This is a genomic window from Lactiplantibacillus nangangensis (genome assembly GCF_005405065.1).
Classification (GTDB): domain Bacteria; phylum Bacillota; class Bacilli; order Lactobacillales; family Lactobacillaceae; genus Lactiplantibacillus; species Lactiplantibacillus nangangensis.
Genome location: NZ_BJDI01000006.1, coordinates 43,055 through 60,309 on the forward strand (window position 1 = coordinate 43,055; position 17,255 = coordinate 60,309).

At 44.2% G+C, this 17,255-nt stretch carries 15 protein-coding genes; 10 read left to right on the top strand and 5 right to left on the bottom strand.

The window, feature by feature from the left end; translation table 11 throughout:
- The first annotated feature begins 103 nt into the window (after nucleotides 1–103).
- The 7 genes from FFM70_RS06435 (at nucleotide 104) to FFM70_RS06460 (ending at nucleotide 8,167) form a co-directional block, all read left to right on the top strand.
- Nucleotides 104–1,855: an ABC transporter ATP-binding protein gene (locus FFM70_RS06435; protein ID WP_137616024.1), complete on the top strand. Its 1,752-nt coding sequence runs from the start codon at nucleotides 104–106 to the stop codon at nucleotides 1,853–1,855.
- Complete coding sequence (locus FFM70_RS06440) at nucleotides 1,855–3,642, top strand: ABC transporter ATP-binding protein (protein WP_137616025.1); 1,788 nt, start codon at nucleotides 1,855–1,857, stop codon at nucleotides 3,640–3,642. The genes FFM70_RS06435 and FFM70_RS06440 overlap by 1 nt, the downstream gene beginning before the upstream one ends.
- A 43-nt stretch (nucleotides 3,643–3,685) precedes the next feature.
- Complete coding sequence (locus FFM70_RS14050; protein WP_263390603.1) at nucleotides 3,686–3,820, top strand: hypothetical protein; 135 nt, start codon at nucleotides 3,686–3,688, stop codon at nucleotides 3,818–3,820.
- A gap of 273 nt (nucleotides 3,821–4,093) precedes the next feature.
- Nucleotides 4,094–5,272, top strand: coding sequence for an MFS transporter (locus FFM70_RS06445; protein WP_137616026.1), 1,179 nt, complete (start codon nucleotides 4,094–4,096; stop codon nucleotides 5,270–5,272).
- 113 nt (nucleotides 5,273–5,385) lie between these two features.
- Nucleotides 5,386–6,252, top strand: coding sequence for a DUF3737 family protein (locus FFM70_RS06450; protein WP_137616027.1), 867 nt, complete (start codon nucleotides 5,386–5,388; stop codon nucleotides 6,250–6,252).
- Nucleotides 6,242–7,411, top strand: coding sequence for a MalY/PatB family protein (locus FFM70_RS06455; RefSeq protein ID WP_137616095.1), 1,170 nt, complete (start codon nucleotides 6,242–6,244; stop codon nucleotides 7,409–7,411). Before FFM70_RS06450 ends, FFM70_RS06455 begins: the two co-directional genes overlap by 11 nt.
- A gap of 162 nt (nucleotides 7,412–7,573) precedes the next feature.
- Entirely contained in the window at nucleotides 7,574–8,167 is a 594-nt protein-coding gene (locus FFM70_RS06460) for an NADPH-dependent F420 reductase (RefSeq protein WP_137616028.1), read from the top strand.
- 48 nt (nucleotides 8,168–8,215) lie between these two features.
- Here FFM70_RS06460 and FFM70_RS06465 read toward each other — a convergent pair whose 3' ends face one another.
- Both FFM70_RS06465 and FFM70_RS06470 read right to left on the bottom strand, forming a co-directional pair.
- Entirely contained in the window at nucleotides 8,216–8,899 is a 684-nt protein-coding gene (locus FFM70_RS06465; RefSeq protein WP_137616029.1) for a YjjG family noncanonical pyrimidine nucleotidase, read from the bottom strand.
- 15 nt (nucleotides 8,900–8,914) lie between these two features.
- Nucleotides 8,915–9,775 carry an alpha/beta hydrolase fold domain-containing protein gene (locus FFM70_RS06470; RefSeq protein ID WP_171002317.1) on the bottom strand — a complete coding sequence of 287 codons (861 nt, stop codon included), beginning with the start codon at nucleotides 9,773–9,775 and terminating at the stop codon, nucleotides 8,915–8,917.
- Between the two features lie 470 nt (nucleotides 9,776–10,245).
- Between FFM70_RS06470 and FFM70_RS06475 the strand changes: the two genes are divergently transcribed.
- Both FFM70_RS06475 and FFM70_RS06480 read left to right on the top strand, forming a co-directional pair.
- Complete coding sequence (locus FFM70_RS06475) at nucleotides 10,246–10,815, top strand: sugar O-acetyltransferase (RefSeq protein ID WP_137616031.1); 570 nt, start codon at nucleotides 10,246–10,248, stop codon at nucleotides 10,813–10,815.
- 86 nt (nucleotides 10,816–10,901) lie between these two features.
- Nucleotides 10,902–11,345 (top strand): universal stress protein, encoded by a 444-nt coding sequence (locus FFM70_RS06480; protein ID WP_137616032.1) that lies wholly within the window; start codon nucleotides 10,902–10,904, stop codon nucleotides 11,343–11,345.
- A gap of 68 nt (nucleotides 11,346–11,413) precedes the next feature.
- Here the strand turns inward: FFM70_RS06480 and FFM70_RS06485 are convergent, their stop codons facing one another.
- The 3 genes from FFM70_RS06485 to FFM70_RS06495 form a co-directional block, all read right to left on the bottom strand.
- Nucleotides 11,414–12,337: a DUF7916 family protein gene (locus FFM70_RS06485; RefSeq protein WP_137616033.1), complete on the bottom strand. Its 924-nt coding sequence runs from the start codon at nucleotides 12,335–12,337 to the stop codon at nucleotides 11,414–11,416.
- A 74-nt stretch (nucleotides 12,338–12,411) separates the two neighbouring features.
- Nucleotides 12,412–14,199: a glycoside hydrolase family 35 protein gene (locus FFM70_RS06490; protein WP_137616034.1), complete on the bottom strand. Its 1,788-nt coding sequence runs from the start codon at nucleotides 14,197–14,199 to the stop codon at nucleotides 12,412–12,414.
- 78 nt (nucleotides 14,200–14,277) lie between these two features.
- Nucleotides 14,278–15,633, bottom strand: coding sequence for a PTS sugar transporter subunit IIC (locus FFM70_RS06495; RefSeq protein WP_137616035.1), 1,356 nt, complete (start codon nucleotides 15,631–15,633; stop codon nucleotides 14,278–14,280).
- A gap of 229 nt (nucleotides 15,634–15,862) precedes the next feature.
- On the opposite strand from FFM70_RS06495, the gene FFM70_RS06500 reads away from it, so the two are divergent.
- Nucleotides 15,863–17,083 (top strand): ROK family protein, encoded by a 1,221-nt coding sequence (locus tag FFM70_RS06500; protein WP_171002318.1) that lies wholly within the window; start codon nucleotides 15,863–15,865, stop codon nucleotides 17,081–17,083.
- Nucleotides 17,084–17,255 lie beyond the last annotated feature (172 nt).

Below are 17,255 nucleotides of genomic sequence, written 5' to 3' on the forward strand. Positions count from 1 at the left end.
AGTTAGCAGTTTGCGAACAGCAACGCTTAGTTTATGGCCTAAGTGTGGTATGCTTATTTGTTGTCACAGTGAATTTTAATTTTCTTATTTTGGAGGCGCAATTTTGAGCATATTTTTAAAGTTAGGCTGGTATTTTCGCCGGGAATGGAAGCTTTATTTGGCGGGAGTAATTGGTCTTATTTTGACGGCGGTCATCGGGATTGTGCCGCCAAGAATTATCGGGGATGTCGTCGATGGGATTAATCAACATAGCTTGACTGCCCAGTCGTTGACAATTTATTTAGCGATTATCGCGGCCGCCGCAATTGGACAGTATCTGACGCGTTATTTATGGCGTAATGCGATTTGGGGCGGCGCAGCTGGTCTTGAACGGACACTCCGCGAACGACTTTTTTGGCATTTTATGAAGATGGATGCGACTTTTTATCAAAAGTATCGGACTGGGGATTTGATGGCGCATGCCACTAATGACTTAACTGCCGTTGAACGGGTTGCCGGTGGGGGTATCTTGCAATTCGCAGATTCCATTATCACCGGTGGGACAACCTTGATTGCGATGATGATGTTGATTGATTGGCGTCTAACTTTGATTGCGGTTGTACCTTTTCCCTTATTAGCTTTAGTTTCATGGTATTTAGGTCAAAAAATCCACGTTGCCTTCCGTGCCTCACAGGCAGCCTTTTCACGACTAAATAATAAGGCTCAGGAAAGTATCAGTGGGATTAAAGTTATCAAGGCGCTTGGTCAAGAAAAAGCGGATGTCGATGACTTTAATGATCAGATTGATCAGACGATTAAAATTAATCGACATGTTAATTTTTTAGATTCGTTGTTTGATCCAGCGATTACGTTAATTATTGCGTTGTCCTATGCGGCGACCATCATCCTTGGTGGGATGTATGTGGTGAACCACGTAATCACGATTGGTAATTTGGTATCCTTCATTACGTACCTCGGGATGATGGTTTGGCCGATGTTTGCGGTCGGCATGCTATTTAATACGATGGAACGTGGTAATGCTTCATATGATCGCGTGATGGAATTATTAAATCAAAAAAGTGCGATTATTGATCGCAAAAATGGTATAGCGCAACGGCCAACTGGCGGGATGCACTATGCCGTCGATAAGTTTAATTATCCTAATGACGCTGGGACGAGTCTGAGTGAGGTTCACTTTGACTTAAAGGCCGGTCAAACGTTAGGGATCGTTGGCCGGGTTGGTTCCGGTAAGTCGACGATTATGCGATTGATTTTGCGCGAGTTTGATAATTATGACGGCCAGATTCAATATGGTGGACATGATATCAAGCATTATGCGCTCGACAGTTATTTACCAGCGATTGGCTATGTGCCTCAGGATAGTTTTCTCTTTTCAAATACGATTCGCGAAAATATTCGGTTTGCTGATCCCAAAGTTTCACAAGCCACTGTTGAAGACGTCGCCGCTAAGAGTGATTTGAGCGGTCAGATTGCGTCAATGACGGCCGGCTATGATACACAGGTAGGTGAACAAGGTATCTCACTTTCTGGTGGTCAACGGCAACGTTTGGCGATTGCGCGGGCGTTATTGATTAATCCGGAATTGTTGATTTTGGATGATGCGTTGTCAGCGGTCGATGCGGAAACGGAAGCTGAAATTCTTGCCAATTTGAAAGCAGAACGTGCTGACAAAACGACGATTATCGCGGCGCACCGATTAAGCTCAGTCATGAATGCGGATGAAATCATCGTGATGGATGAAGGTCGCATCGTCGAACGTGGGACGCATTCACAATTAATGCAGCAACACGGTTGGTATCAAGAAATTTTTGAGCGCCAACAATTAGAAACTAAAGTGGAAGGGGCGGTGCAATAATGGCAGAACGTCAATCTGTTTGGGCGCGGAGCATGCCGGTCAAAGAGCAGCTAACCGTTATTCGCCGGTTGTTACCTTACGCCAAGCCATTCAAGTGGTTTTTTGTTACGACGATTTTAATGTCGGGTTTAATTAGTTTAGTTAATATTTATTTACCGAAAGTCTTACAATTGTTTATTGACCGCTATTTACGGACCGGGCATGCGACGATTGCGATTATGTGGTATTTCGCGGGCTTATATTTCTTTGGCATGATTGTACGGGTCACCATGCAATTCTTCCAGAACTACACGAGTACGATGGGTGCCGAGTACATGTTGGAAAATGTGCGACGCCAAATGTTCAAAAAGTTGCATCGGATGGGCATGCGTTATTTCGACCAAGTCCCAGGTGGGTCGATTTTGTCACGGTTGACCAATGATACGATGTCGTTTTCGAACTTCTGGGCACTATTTAATACGCTCTTTACTGCGTTTTTCGCCGTGATCTCGTCGTTTTTGGCGATGTATTTTACGGATAGTGAAATTGCCTTATGGTTGCTCGTTTTTATGCCGTTCTTAGCGGTATCTGTTTGGTATTATCAACGTTACAGTTCGCGGGTCTACCGGCGAATGCGGGAACGTTTGAGTGAATTGAATACCAAATTAAGCGAAGCGATTACTGGAATCAGTGTGATTCAACAATTCCGACAAGAGCGACGGATCAACGATGAATTTGATACGACGAATAATGCTTACTTCAAGACACGTCAAGCGATGATTCGGACCAACTCACTGTTATTGAGTCCAATCATTAACTTGTTTTATGCCTTAGGAACCGTCATGATTTTGGGCTTCTTTGGGGTTCGTGGCCTCAATGGTTACGTGGCAGCTGGGGTCGTTTACGCGTTTATCACTTATCTGGATAATTTCTATAATCCGATGACGCAAATGATGGATAACCTTTCTGACTTCCAAGATGGGGTCGTTGCTGGTTCACGGGTCTTACGAGTGATGGACGACCCAACGATTGCACCAGCCCAGCACGCTGATCCAGCGGCAAAAATTACGCGTGGCAAAATTGAATTTAAACACGTGACCTTTGCCTATGATGGGGTCAATCCAGTGTTGAAAGACGTCTCTTTTGTCGCTGAACCTGGTCAAACCGTGGCCTTAGTTGGTCAGACTGGGAGCGGTAAAACGTCGACAATCAATGTTTTGATGCGTTTCTATGAATTTCAGTCTGGTGAGGTCTTGATCGATGACCGTGATATTCGTGAGTATCCAGCTAAAGAGTTGCGGCAAAAGCTGGGTCTCGTTTTGCAGGAACCATTCATGTTTTATGGTGACATTAAGTCAAATATTCGGATGTTTGATGACACGATCTCGGATGAGCAAGTGGAAGCTGCGGCAAAATTTGTGACTGCGGATGAATTTATTGATGAGTTGCCACAAAACTATGACTCACGAGTGATTGAACGTGGTGCCAGTTATTCTTCGGGCCAACGTCAACTGATTTCATTTGCGCGGACGATCGTGACGGATCCTAAAATCTTGATTTTGGATGAAGCGACGGCGAACGTGGATACGGAAACCGAAGAGATGATTCAGACCGGATTAAGTCGGATTCAACAGAACCGGACGACAATTGCGATCGCGCACCGGTTGTCCACGATTCAAAACGCCGACCTGATCTTAGTCTTGAATCAAGGTCAAATTGTGGAACGTGGGACTAATGATGACTTGTTAGCGCAACAGGGTTATTACTACGATATGATTCAATTACAAAACTCGGCGCACGCTAAGTAGAACTGTGTTAAGCTGGACGTAAAATGAACGTGAGGTGGCGTGAATGTTACGAAAGTTAGCCGTTTTAACTGCTGGTGCCATGTGGTTGTTGAGTGGATTTAACTTGGTGATTGCAGTTTTGCGAGTCCGAGAGTCACCGTATCCTAAGAAGATTAAAGTTAAGGTCAAATTAAAGTAAACAGCGTGAACGGCACTTTATTGTCCGTTTTGATCATAATTATTAGTAGCGGTTGGAGAAATCCAACCTCTTTTTTTTAGCAGTAAATTTATTCAAAAATATAAAAATAAACACGCTAGTTTTCAAGATTTGTGACGCGTACAATAGAGTTATTACAAATTTGTTGGTTGCGTCACTCATGTATAGGACAGTGATAAGCTGGTTAATGAAAATTTCCAGTCAAAAACTGACAACGTTTAAAGAGATGATAGTGGAAGTGGTGAGTATTAACTGATGCGGCAAACAACGCGTAACTTTAACTGTTATTTAGGCAGTATGGCGATTACGTTCTTTGGATTTTATGGGTTTATGTATTTGGTTTCCGTGCAATTAATTGAAGCAACCGGAAGCCCGAATTTGTTGGGGCACGTCTTGGCATTAACAATGGCACCAGCCTTGGTGTTGAATTTGGTGGCGGGGATCCTGATTGAACGGACCAATCCCAAAATTGTTATGTTAGTGACTGACTTATTGACTGGGCTACTCTTTGTTGGGGCGGCCGTTATGATGGCTAATCCGACATGGCAAGTCATGGTTTTAGCGACGGTTTCAGTTGTCAATAAGGTCATTGGGGTCTTTTACAAACTAGGTAATAAAACGATTGTGCCGCAATTATTTCCCCCAACGCAGATTATGAAAGTGAATGGTGTTCAGACGCAAGTTCGGCAAGTGGCGATTATTAGTGCTTCGATGATCATAGCTGGTTTGCTGTTGGTGATTTCTGCGCGGTGTTTGATTTTAGTCATGGGATTGGCATTTTTAGGCTCCGCTTGGTTAGATCATCAGTTTCAGTTACGCCCACAGGCAGTTAGTGAAACAGTCGTTCGGCCTAAATTAGCCCCTGCTTGGCGGCTTTTTTGGCATCGCCCTGATTTAGCAAAATTAACCAGCCTGGCAATTATCGGTTGTTTAGCGGATGCAATCGTTGCGGTATTTGTTCCTTGGCTCGTCATAACTACTTGGCAGTCGAAGCTTGCTTTGAGTGGTTATTTGGGATGTGAAGCGGCCGGCATTATTATGGCACCACTAATTAAGCGTTGGGGTCCAACCCTAGCGATGACTAAAATCAGCTATGGGTTACCGTTGAGCTTGGGATTACTAGTGCCATCGCCACCGTTACTAGCTATTGGGATGGGGATGTTAGGGTGTTTGCGCGGCTTATTTAATTTGAAATTTTATACGACTTTACAAACGGGCGTCCCAGTCGCATTTGTCAGCCGCCTCTTAGCTCTGACGCTAGTTTTTACAGATGGCACGACGGCTTTAGGGGCCTATTTAGCCCCACAATTGGTGAAATGGACGGGGTCATGGGCTCTAGTTGTGCTAGGAAGCGGCCTACTTTTAGCGACTGGTCTGATTCAACTGGTTTTCAGAAATCAGCCGGTTGATCAGGCCGTTCAGGAACCAGATTGATTTATTTTTAAATTTTTCAGGATAAACACTTGCCTTAGACCAACTAGAAGCTAGTAAAGTAATCAACGTAGTCTTAATTAGCATGGTTATTTGGAAAAGGAAGTTTTGATCAGATGAAGAATATTAACCAACAATTATTAACTGGTGAACGGGCGTTATTTAAGGCGCACGATTTACACATTGAAAATAGCACTTTTGCTAACGGCGAGTCACCATTAAAAGAAAGCCGCAACATTGAATTGGAACAATCAATTTTTAAGTGGAAATACCCACTTTGGTACAGTCGTCATATTCGGGTCAATAACTCGATTTTTGAAGAGATGTCACGGTCTGGTATTTGGTATACCGATGATATTACGATTACGAACAGTACGCTCCAAGCGCCTAAATTATTCCGGCGGGCAAGTCATATTAAGCTAGATCATGTGCATATGCCACATGCTGAAGAAACGTTGTGGAACAGTCACGACATTGAAATTCATGATGTCCAAGCCGCGGGTGATTATTTTGGCATGAATAGCGAAAATATTCAGGTTCGTGATTTTGACTTAGTCGGGAACTATGCGTTTGATGGGGCTAAAAACATCGAGATCCACAACGCAACGTTAATGACGAAGGATGCGTTATGGAACTGTGAGAATGTCACAGTTTATGATTCAAAAATAGTTGGTGAATATTTAGGTTGGAATTCTAAAAATGTTCGCTTTGTAAACTGTACGATTGAAAGTGATCAAGGCCTCTGTTACATGGACGGGCTGACACTTGAAAACTGCACGTTATTAAACACTGATTTGGCCTTTGAATACTGTAAAGATATTGATGCGGATATCGTTTCAAGCATCGACAGTGTTAAGAATCCAATCAGCGGTAAGATTCATGCGACTGCGATTCAAAAAATCATCATGGACGACCCAGAAATCGATCCGCATCAAGCGGTGATTTCTGTGGACAATGAAAGCCGTGCCCGCCATGCCGTATGATTTTGATACCGTGATCGACCGCCGTCACACGAATTCCGCAAAGTGGGATGTTAAACCCGGTGAATTACCAATGTGGATCGCCGATATGGATTTTCAGACGGCGCCAGAGATTACTGCGGCCTTAAAGCAGCGGGCAGCGTTTGGTATTTTCGGCTATGAAGAGATCCCCACTGAATACTATGAGGCCGTTGCCGATTGGTGGGCGACTGAGCATCATTTTCGACCACAAATCGATTGGCTGATGTTCTGTACCGGTGTCGTGCCAGCAATTTCGTCAATTGTGCGTAAAATGACCGCGCCTGGAGATAACATTTTGGTGCAAGCGCCGGTTTATAACATGTTCTATCATTCAATTGAAAATAATGGCCGGCACACTTTATCAAGTGATTTAGTTGAACGTGATGGTCAATATACAATTGACTTTGACGATTTAGCTCAGAAGATGGCTGAACCACTGACGACCATGATGATTTTATGCAATCCACAGAATCCGATTGGGATAGTCTGGTCACGAGCAGACTTACAACGAATCGGCGAGCTAGCATTAAAACACCATGTGTTAGTATTAGCCGATGAAATTCATTGTGATTTGACGTTAAATGATCATGACTACACGCCATTTTCATCGTTGAGTGCTGATGTGGCAGCAAATAGTATTAGCTGTATTTCACCTAGCAAAACTTTCAACGTTGCGGCTCTACACGCAGCAACGTTGATTATGCCAGCGCAGGCGATTCGAGAACGCGTGAGTCGAGCCATCAATAACGATGAATTGGCTGAACCCAACTCGTTTGCGATTCCCGGGAGTTTAGCTGCTTATCGGGATGGTCATGCGTGGGTTGCTGAATTACGGACAAAAATTGCCGCCAATCAGCGTCAATTGCAGACTTTTGTGGCTGATAATCTGCCAGCAGTCAAAGTTATTGAAGCACAAGCAACGTATTTGATCTGGCTAGATATTAGCCAGGTTGCGGCGGATGCGAGTGATTTAGCCGATTTCATTCGTGCCAAGACCGGGCTGTTTCTATCTGCGGGTGATGTCTATCGTGGCGACGGGCAGCATTTTCTCAGAATCAACATTGCTTGTCCAACAGCAGAGTTGACGGATGGGCTGCAACGGTTGCAGGCTGGTATCGAAGCTTATATGACCCAAAACTAAATGGTTAAAGGTGGTGTGCTGGTTATGGCTGAAATAACTTGCGTGCTACTTTTTATTGGCTGATTTTCAGAACAGTTTAAACGATGACTTCCTTAAGATTTCCTTTTGAGTGGCCTTTTCGTTAAAATGAACTTATTAAATCATGGTTAAGTAGGTGAGTTCATGGAAATTGGAATTGTTGGTGCTGGCACTGTCGGTACCGTTTTAGCACAAACTTTTGCGCGCGGCGACAACCAAGTGAAACTCAGTCGGCACAGTGGTGTTGCGAGTTTAGTTCCCCGGCGCGCGGAATTTTCGCCCAAAGTAACGTTTGTAGAAGTCGAAGTAGCGTTGCAACAACCGTTAGTTATTATTGCTGTCCCGTTTGAGCAAGCACCCGTGGTTTTACGGCAAGTGGCAGATTACGATCAGCGGATCGTGGTCGATGTTACGAACCAATTTACGGCTGACTTTAAGAAAATTAAAACGGCACCATTAACTGGTAGTGAAGTGGTTGCACAAGCCGCCCACAATGCTCGCGTGATTAAGGCTTTCAATACGTTGCCGCCAAAGTTTATGGATGGTCATGTGGTTGGTGAGGGTCGCCGGGTACTCTTTTATGCCGGTGACGATGTTGCCGCGAAGAAAGCCTTTGCGGCATTAGTGCGACCATTGAATTTTCGGCCCGTTAACTTAGGCAAGCTCAGACATGGTGGCAGTGTGATGCAAGTCGGTGGTGGCCTCGGCAACACGCACTTTGTTCAAATCGAAGAGTAGTATCATTCATTAGAAGTGTCAAAAAAGACGTCATGATGACGTCTTTTTTTAGTTCAGTAATAATTTTTCTAGTTGTTGAAAGTTATCCACAGTATAAGTCGGTTGATAACTTTTCGGATTAGGACGATGCTGTGGATTAAACCAAATATTTTTTAGTTGTGCGTGGATGGCACCGTTGATATCTGAACCTAAGTTATCCCCAACCATGATGGTGTTGTCATGGGTCATGGCTGGATTCTGATCAAAAATTGCGGTAAAGAACTGCGGATCTGGTTTCGCTACGCCCAAGTCAGCCGAAATAAAGACCTGTGGAAAGTACTGAGCCAAGCCCGAGCCCTGTAAACGGCTTAACTGGGTCGTTTTCACGCCATTGGTACCAACAATTAAGTTAAGTCCAGTTTGTTGTAGATTGGCCAATAAAGTGGTAGCACCGGGTAAAACGTAAAAGTTGTGATCTAGGATGGCACTGTATTCATGCTGCAAGGCAGGGCCGTTCACCGTCATGCCGAGCTGCTGAAAGACAACGGCAAACCGTTGATTCAGCAGGGGTTCTGGGTCCGCACCTTGTTCAATTTGTCCCCAAAGCCAATGATTATGGGCTTGATAGACCTGTAATCCGTGTTGTAAATCTGTAATACCATACTTTTTCAACAGGTAGGTGAGGCCTTCATGTTCCCCACGACTAAAATCGAGCAGCGTATCGTCTAAATCAAAAATAACGTATTTTAGCATGTGGATAACTCTTTTCTAAACTAGTCGTTGAATTTGTTGGACCATGTCGTTAAATGACTCCTGATACGCGCCGGTCAATGAGACGGTAAAGCCATGCAGTGAGTTGGCATAGCGTTTAGTCGTGACTGGTGTATGCGCTAAGGCTAAATGATGCCCAAAAGTTTCACCTTCAGGAGCCAACGTGTCATGATCAGCCGTGTGAATGACTGTCTGTGGAAAACCAACTAGTGATGGAACTGAGGCTAACACTGGTGAGACTTCTGGATTACCCAGCGGCGTGTTTGCACGATAGAAGCGATTAAACCGTTTTGCCTGTTCAGCAGAAATGACGGCGCCAGTTGGATAGGTCAGATCGTCCGGATCAGTATCTAAATCTAATGCCGGGTAGTCTAGAACGGCGAGATCTGCGACTGGTCGGCCAGCCTTGAGCGCTCGCATCTGAGTGCCGGCAACTAAATTACCACCGGCACTGTGGCCGATGAGAATGAGTTTCTGTGGGATTGCCGCACAGTAGTCCGAGTAATGTGCTTGGACCGCTTGGACGAGTTCATCGCAGGCATCTAACGCAGCTGGAAAAGGATGTTCCGGCGCTAATGGGTAGTCGAAGTCGAGCACTGTATATTGGGTCGCAATACCAATTCGTTTACAGAAGTAGCTGTCATGGTCGTTGTGCAAATGCACAAAACCACTGCCATGGAAATCAATAATAATGCCTTTTGAAGGGACATAATTGGGTTCGTGAATGTAAAGCTTAGCGGTTTCACCTGAGCTTAATGGAAAGTTTTCAGTCCGTGTTCGTTCTGCGGCCCACTGTTCAGCCGTGATTGTTTTTTGACGCTTGTCATGATTTTGTCGTTCTAAAGTTGCTTCGTTCAACGTGAAGGACCTCCTTGATAGGGTCATCATACAGCAACTTCGCTCAGTGTGGTATGCTTAAATGGTAAGAATAGTCAGATAACGACTGACAGTTACTAAGAAAAAGTCGTCGGTTGGCCGTTTCTGACTAGTTGGTTGATAAAATTCTAGAATGGCATCGACCATTTAAAAAATGAGCTAGTACTCAGCTAAAACATCTCAATGGTCGTGGACACTTTAGTTGATTGTTAATGGGTAGCTTGATGTCATGGCTCAAGATGATTGAACGTCGGGCGGGTCAGAATTGGCTCAGTGGTGTTATTTATCTTAGTCGCTGGTTTTGCGGCTTAGATAAAGCCCGGCTTGTGAGACCGCACTTTGGCTCACAAACGTGGCCACCACGTTCCAGCCGATTCTGACCCAACCAGAGTGGCAATGAAAAGACTATCAACAGATTTAAGGACTAAAATATTTTTAAAAGGAAGTTCAGTATGGAAATCGATAATGACCCAGCTTATCAACAAATGATCAACGGTGAATTGTATATGGAATCACCTAAATTACTTAAATTGCGTAATGATGTGCGGACTAAGATCATGGCTTATAATCAAATTGCCGATAACGACAAACGTAATGCCGGTATGAAATCACTGTTACGTTCGGTTGGCGACCGGTTCTTTGTAGAACCAACTTTTGAATTTAGCTACGGTGTGAATATTACGATTGGTAATCATTTTTATGCCAACCATGGTGTTGAAATTTGTGATGAAGGTCGCGTGACAATTGGTAATGATTGTAAATTTGGCCCCAAGGTCGGGTTGTACACGCCAGTTCACCCACTTGATCCCACAGTTCGGCGGACTGAAGCTGAACGGACGGCACCAATCACGATCGGTAATGATTGCTGGATCGGTGGGAGTGCCATGATTTTACCCGGGGTCACGTTAGGTAATAACGTGGTCGTGGGTGCGGGGTCAGTTGTGACGCACTCATTCCCAGACAACGTGGTCGTGGTCGGCAATCCAGCCCGGGTCTTGAAAGAAAACAAACCAAACGCCTAGGTTGACAACTGTATCAGAGTCGGTGAAAATGAAATTGACCATTAAATAGCAAGCTAAATTTGAACCAATTGGGGAGGGCATTATTAATGTCAGAAATGAGTCCTAAGGAATTTAAGCATATTTTAGTTGGTGTTGATGATTCAGATGATGCACAATTAGCGTTTCGGTATGCGATTAATCGGGCCAAAACGGATGGTGCTAAGTTGACGATCGTGTCAATTTTGGAACAGGATAATATGAATGTTTACGAAGCCATGAGCAAGGATTTTGTGCATGGTCAACGGGCTGATTTGGAACAACATGTGCTGCAATATGAGAAGCTAGCCAAGCAATTCGGCGTCAAAGAAGTGCGCTCGATCGTTGATGAAGGCGATCCCGGCGAAACGATTGTTAAGGATATTATTCCCGCAATTAAACCGGATCTACTCGTGATTGGGTCCATTTCTAAGCAAGGCGTGCGGAAGTATTTTGGTTCACAAGCCGCGTATATGGCGAAACATGCGCCCATTTCAGTCTTAGTGGTTCGTTAAAATTAACTCAAAATAAAATGCGTTTCGTCATTGGCTGTTGGTAGCCGCGACGAAGCGCATTTTTTTAGTTAACGTCGTAATGAGCGGGCGCGAATTCGTAATTGATGTCGTTCACCACGAACAGCTAAGCCTAAAGCGTTGATGTTTTCTGGAAAGGCGATCCCAGCGTAACCGGCATCGCCGATATGATGGATGTCGATTCCTAAAGCTTTGTCTTCTAAGGCAATTTTAGTGATAACTTCTGTTGGACTACTTTCCTGACTTGTCCCAATCGTGGCCATCGTGAGCACTTTATCAGCAGGATTAGCCACTTGTGTATTGTGGGCGTCCACAACTTGAATGACTTCTGCAAGTAAGGCCTTGGTGATACGTGGGACGGTGTAAAGGGCGGGCACGAGTAAAATGTCGACGCCAGCGGCAATAAAGTCGGTGGCAATTTTGGCGTTGATGATTGGTTCATCAACACCCGAGCTGTGCATTTTACCAGCAATAATCAGCCCGCTGAAATGTTGTTTAGCTAATTTGATAGTGGCTAGGATTTGGGCGTTATTGACTCCGGTGCCAGGATTACCAGTCAAACAGATGTAATCAACACCGAGCTTTTCAGCTTGCTGAATCGTTGCGAGGGTGGCTTGCCGCCCGGTGCTAATCGCTTGTTGGGTACTCATGAGTCCCTCGTGTGCCACCGGTTCCAAATTGATTCCAATCGGCTTGCCGACCAAGCGTTTCAGAGCACTAATCGGGTTGCCGTCAGTGGCAGGTAGCCCTTTGATTTCAAGCTGATTGAGGTCGATTGCGTTGAGCAAAATGAGGTCGGCACCTGCGAAGGCGGCGATTTCACTGTTGGTCACACTGTCCACGATCGGTTGCAAACTAACCACATTTTCAGACAGAATCGTGCGGCCCTCCGCCGCGTAAATGGCTTGTTTTAAGTCAGCCGCAGACATGGCAGCATAGTCGCTAGCAGTACAATCCAAAAGTCGTTTGACCATTTTTGACATCCTTTCAAAAGCAAAATTAGATTACAGGGTCATTTTAGCCCAGCTGGTTGAAAAACACGACTGAGTTAACTTGGGTTTTCCTGATCGATTAAGGGATGGTCGAGAAATTTGAGTGAGTCAACTCTGGTGTATTCCGTTTCAAAAACGACAATTTCATTTTCTGGCTTTAATAGTCCAGCTGGAACGTATAAAGAATGAATTGGCCCACGTGCCCAGTAGCGCCCAATATTAGTGCCGTTAACAATGATACAGCCTTTACCATATTCGGAGCAGTCAATGAAAGTACTCTGAACCTGTGCCAAATGAACCGTAAAGTGGGTCAAGGTTGGTTGTGTTGGATGTTGCGTGGTGACCGGTTGATATGGTAATCGCGCGAGTAATTCCTGATCAAAATCAACTAAAATTTGTTGCCAGTTGATTTGAAATTGATGATCAACCATGACCCCACCCTTGATACCTTTGCGTTGTGAAGGTGCTTGTAATTTATAACCGTAGTTGACGCGACCTTGATTTTCGACGAGCACGTCAATTTGAGTCGTTGTTTTTGGCGCAGCAAAGGTGAGCTCATCACCGATGGCTTCACCCGTTTGACTAGCTAATAGACGTTGGTTTGCGAACAGTTGGACGTTATCATTGGCGTCGATTACTTTTAAGGCTTCGGTCGGCCGCGGCGTATTCGCAGTCGTGCGATAGAGGACGTAACCATAATAATGGGCCAATTGTTCAAACGATAACGGATAACGACTAATGGTCGTCGTAAAGTAATCGGCACAAGTCAGCAGGCCAACTTGTCCATCGGCCGCAACCGTTGCATAGGCCGTTAACTTGGGTGTCCGCGGTGTCGCTTGTGGTAAGTTCGGCCAGAGTTCTTTTAGCATTTTTTGTAGCGCAAAGTATTTCTTGGTTGGCACGCCCGCTTCAGATAAGATTGCATCGTAATCATAGCTGGTGACTTGTGGTAAGTCGTGGTTTTTGCGGGCCGAGCAACCATTCATGAAGCCAAAGTTAGTCCCACCACGGAACATGTATAAGTTGAGACTACCACGTTGTAGCAGGGCCTTTAAATCAGCAATCATTTCCGGAATGTCGCGACGAATGACGGGTTCACCCCAACGACTGAACCAGCCGTCCCAATATTCCATGCACATTAATGGCCACTGTTGATGATGGGCATTAAAGAATGCGGTCATTGCGTCAAAATTTTCAACCGCATGCGAGCCAAAATTACCAGTCACTAATACGTCGTCATCAATGAGCGTTCCGGCTGCTAAAGCTTCCGGCCAAGTCCCATCGGAAGTGAAGAGCGGCACCGTGACCCCACCAGCCCTTAAATCGTCACGAACTTGTTTGAGATAAGCCTGGTCTTCGCCAAATGAGCCATATTCATTTTCAATTTGCATCATTAAAACGGGGCCACCATTGTCCACTTGGTAAGGGACTAAATGAGGGAGCAAGTTCTGGTAATAGCGTTCAACGGCTGCCAAAAATTGTGGGTCATTGGCACGTAAACGGCTATTGGGCTGGTTTAGTAGCCAAGCTGGCAGGCCACCAAATTCCCATTCGGCACAAATAAATGGGCTTGGCCGTAAAATAACATATAGATTGAGTGCTTGAGCAGTCTGAATGAATTTTTCTATGTCGAGTTGGCCACTAAAATCAAACTGATTGGGCTGAGGCTCATGGAAGTTCCAAGGAATATAGGTTTCAACTGTATTAAATCCCAGGGCTTTCAGGTTGTATAACGTGTCAGCCCACTGACTAAGGTGGATCCGAAAGTAATGGACGGCGCCCGAAAGAATTTTGAACGGTTTACCGTTGAGTTCAAATTGGTCTTTAACTTCAAATTTCATCAAATATCAAATCCCTTTTTATAATTGACAATGAGGCTGTGACAAGTGCCACAGCCTCAATTCGTCTAAAGATGTTTTTGCTTAATCAGCAACTTTTTCGTGATCGGCCATTTTTACGAATGGGAGGTAAATGAAGGTTGCTAGGGCTAAGTTGACTAATGATAAGACAATTGAGCGCCAGTCGAAAGCAGTTGCAAAGAAGCCGTAAAGAATTGGTGGCATCACCCAAGTGATATTTTGAGTGACGGGTTGAACCCAACCTAAGGCAGTGGCTTCATAAGCGACCCCAGAAAGCACTGCTGGACAAAGAATAAATGGAATGAACAGTAGTGGGTTCAAAACAGTTGGTAAGCCATACATCACAGGTTCGCCGATGTTGAAGAGTACGGGGGCTAATCCTAATTTGGCCACTTCACGATAGTGGCTGTTATGTGATTGCCAGAAAATCGCGATTAACAGTCCCAAGGTGGCGTACCAAACGAAGGCACTGTATGACACGCTGGTCCACAAGTAAGGAATCGCTTGATGATGTTGGTAAGCGTCCAAGTTAGCTAACAGCGCTACCCCGAAAACACCTTCCATGATTGGGGCCATAACGTTCCCACCGTGAATCCCGAAGAACCAGAATAGTTGTGTCAACACGGCAATTGCGATGACGGCGAAGAAGTTTTGCGACATCCCCAAAAGTGGTGTTTGCAGCACTTTGTAAATCCAATCGATCAACAATTCACCAGTAATATGGTTGAAGATAGTGATGAAAATGCCGACGACGTAGAGTGAAATGAAAGCGGGTACAATTGAAAGAAACGGTGTGGCAATTGCCGGTGGTACTGAGTCTGGCAATTTAATCGTCCAATTTTTATTCATGATCTTGGAGAAAATAATAGCAGCTAAGAAGCCGATTAAGATTGCGGTAAAGTAACCATTTGAATTAACTTGGGCACCCGGAATCAACCCAGTGACAGTAACTGAAAGTTTGTGACCATGAACAGAGAGACCCTCGACGCCTTTAAACATGGCGCTGAGGTCACCTTTAGCTTGAGTGAGGTCAAAAGTTGAACTAACTGAATTTCCAATGGCAATGATGAATGCTGAGAAAGCTACGATTCCACTGGATAAACGGTCGGTTTTGTAGATTTTGGCAACGTTTACACCCAAAGAGAAAATAAAAATTAATGAAACGACTGAAACAGTCCCGCGGAAAATCAAACTATTGAGATCCGCTAACCAAGTCATGGAATTGATAAAACCGGTCCAACCAAATTGACCCGGAATATCAACTAAAAAGGCGTTGAATAATAGTGCTAATGACCCAGTCATGACAGCTGGCATCGTCCCAATGAAGGAATCACGTAGCGCAACTAAGAATTTTTGATTACCAATCTTATTTGCTATTGGTAGGAGATACTTTTCTAAACCATCCATAAATTTGTGCATAATGGAAACCCCTTTTGAATTTTTTTGAGGAGCATGATTAATAGCTAAAAATAATTTAAAAACTTGTAGAAAAGACTTTTCTGACATAATTAATTATTTATTTACGTTAACAAATTGATAATATAATCTAAAAAGTAATTTGTCAAGCTTGATTTTTGGATATTCTTGCTGTTTAATTTATTTTATGAAAGTAATTAACAGCTGTTTGAGTTAGATGAGGAAGTGGCTTATGAAAGTTAGCAAACGTCGTAATGAACAACGGAGTCAAATTTTAGACTTGATTTATGCTCAGCATCAGATTTCTCGGGTCGATATTGCCCATCTGACGGGAATTACTGCTGCCATTACCAGTGATATTGTTGGAGAGTTAATTGCAACAGGAAAAGTGATTGAAGTCGGTGAAACCGGACCAAGTACGGCAGGCTCTGGGCGGCGCCGCATCTTATTAGCGGCTAAGCCACAGCAAGCGTATTATATTGGCAGTGAACTTTCAGAAAAGAATTTCACGTTTTGTTTGACTGATAATCTTGGGAGTGTCGTTGAACAAGCGACTTATCCAGTGACTGAGACATTGCAGGCGAAACAAATTTCTGCGGAAAAGTATCATGAACAGTTAGCGGCGTTTATTGAAAAAACGCAAGCTTATCAGCCACAAGCAATCGGAATCTCAGTTCCGGGTCATTTTAATCGGACGAGTCACGTGATTGCCAGCAACAATCAGACTTGGCAGCAGTTTAATATCGACACTGCATTGGCTGAGGTGTCGTTACCAACCTTTTTAGAAAATAATGTGCATTGTATGGCGGCGGCGGAACGATTACTACCGCACGAAACGGTGGCTGATGGGTATATCTTTTTCCATGTTAGTCGGGGCATGTTTGCGTCATACGTTTATCAAGGTAAAGTTTATGGTGCGGATAATTTTCTCGTTGGTGAAGTCGGGCATATGATCGTGAATCCAGACGGTGAGTTCTGTGAGTGTGGTCGTCGGGGCTGTCTCCAAACTTATGCCAGTGAGGCTTGGATTATTAAAAAAGCACAGATTTTATATCAAAATACAGCCTCAACTTATTTACATCAGTTAGTAGCGGATGCCGAACATATTACGATTAAAGCCATTATGCAGGCTTTTACAATGGGCGATGATGGGATTATTACGATTTTGACGAATGCGATGAAATATTTAGCGATTGCCTTGAATAATTTATCGGTGATGATTGCGTCTAAACGGATTATTTTACATGGGCAATTATTCGAGTTGGTACCATTAGTAAAAATTTTGAATCGCTTTTTAGCACAGAATCAATTCTTAATTAATGGGGTTGAGGTGCAGCCAGTTTCTGTAAAACCTTATCAACTTCAAGATGGGGCGGTTGCTGCGGCAATGCTAGCTGTTAAAAATGATTATTTTAATGATGATCAGGAGGCTATCAAGTCAACCAAAGCTTAACTGGTCTGCTGATGGAAAGCAATCAGAGTAGGTTGGTGATTTGTTGATAAGTTGTTTAAACGATTGCAGTTTGTTGTGTGGTCTAACCAGTTGTGGCTGCAAAGTGTTGATGTGATCAAATGGTTTGTTAAAGCTACTTCAAGTAGTTGTGTCAGCTACCTTTTAAGCTGGC

What these genes read in the sequence shown, in the direction of transcription:
- FFM70_RS06445 (WP_137616026.1), top strand. Translation starts at nt 4,094, where the DNA reads ATGCGGCAAACAACGCGTAACTTTAACTGTTATTTAGGCAGTATGGCG.
- FFM70_RS06455 (WP_137616095.1), top strand. Translation starts at nt 6,242, where the DNA reads ATGCCGTATGATTTTGATACCGTGATCGACCGCCGTCACACGAATTCC.
- FFM70_RS06485 (WP_137616033.1), bottom strand. Translation starts at nt 12,337, where the DNA reads ATGGTCAAACGACTTTTGGATTGTACTGCTAGCGACTATGCTGCCATG.
- FFM70_RS06475 (WP_137616031.1), top strand. Translation starts at nt 10,246, where the DNA reads ATGGAAATCGATAATGACCCAGCTTATCAACAAATGATCAACGGTGAA.
- FFM70_RS06450 (WP_137616027.1), top strand. Translation starts at nt 5,386, where the DNA reads ATGAAGAATATTAACCAACAATTATTAACTGGTGAACGGGCGTTATTT.
- FFM70_RS06500 (WP_171002318.1), top strand. Translation starts at nt 15,863, where the DNA reads ATGAAAGTTAGCAAACGTCGTAATGAACAACGGAGTCAAATTTTAGAC.
- FFM70_RS06460 (WP_137616028.1), top strand. Translation starts at nt 7,574, where the DNA reads ATGGAAATTGGAATTGTTGGTGCTGGCACTGTCGGTACCGTTTTAGCA.
- FFM70_RS06440 (WP_137616025.1), top strand. Translation starts at nt 1,855, where the DNA reads ATGGCAGAACGTCAATCTGTTTGGGCGCGGAGCATGCCGGTCAAAGAG.
- FFM70_RS14050 (WP_263390603.1), top strand. Translation starts at nt 3,686, where the DNA reads ATGTTACGAAAGTTAGCCGTTTTAACTGCTGGTGCCATGTGGTTGTTG.
- FFM70_RS06480 (WP_137616032.1), top strand. Translation starts at nt 10,902, where the DNA reads ATGTCAGAAATGAGTCCTAAGGAATTTAAGCATATTTTAGTTGGTGTT.
- FFM70_RS06465 (WP_137616029.1), bottom strand. Translation starts at nt 8,899, where the DNA reads ATGCTAAAATACGTTATTTTTGATTTAGACGATACGCTGCTCGATTTT.
- FFM70_RS06495 (WP_137616035.1), bottom strand. Translation starts at nt 15,633, where the DNA reads ATGCACAAATTTATGGATGGTTTAGAAAAGTATCTCCTACCAATAGCA.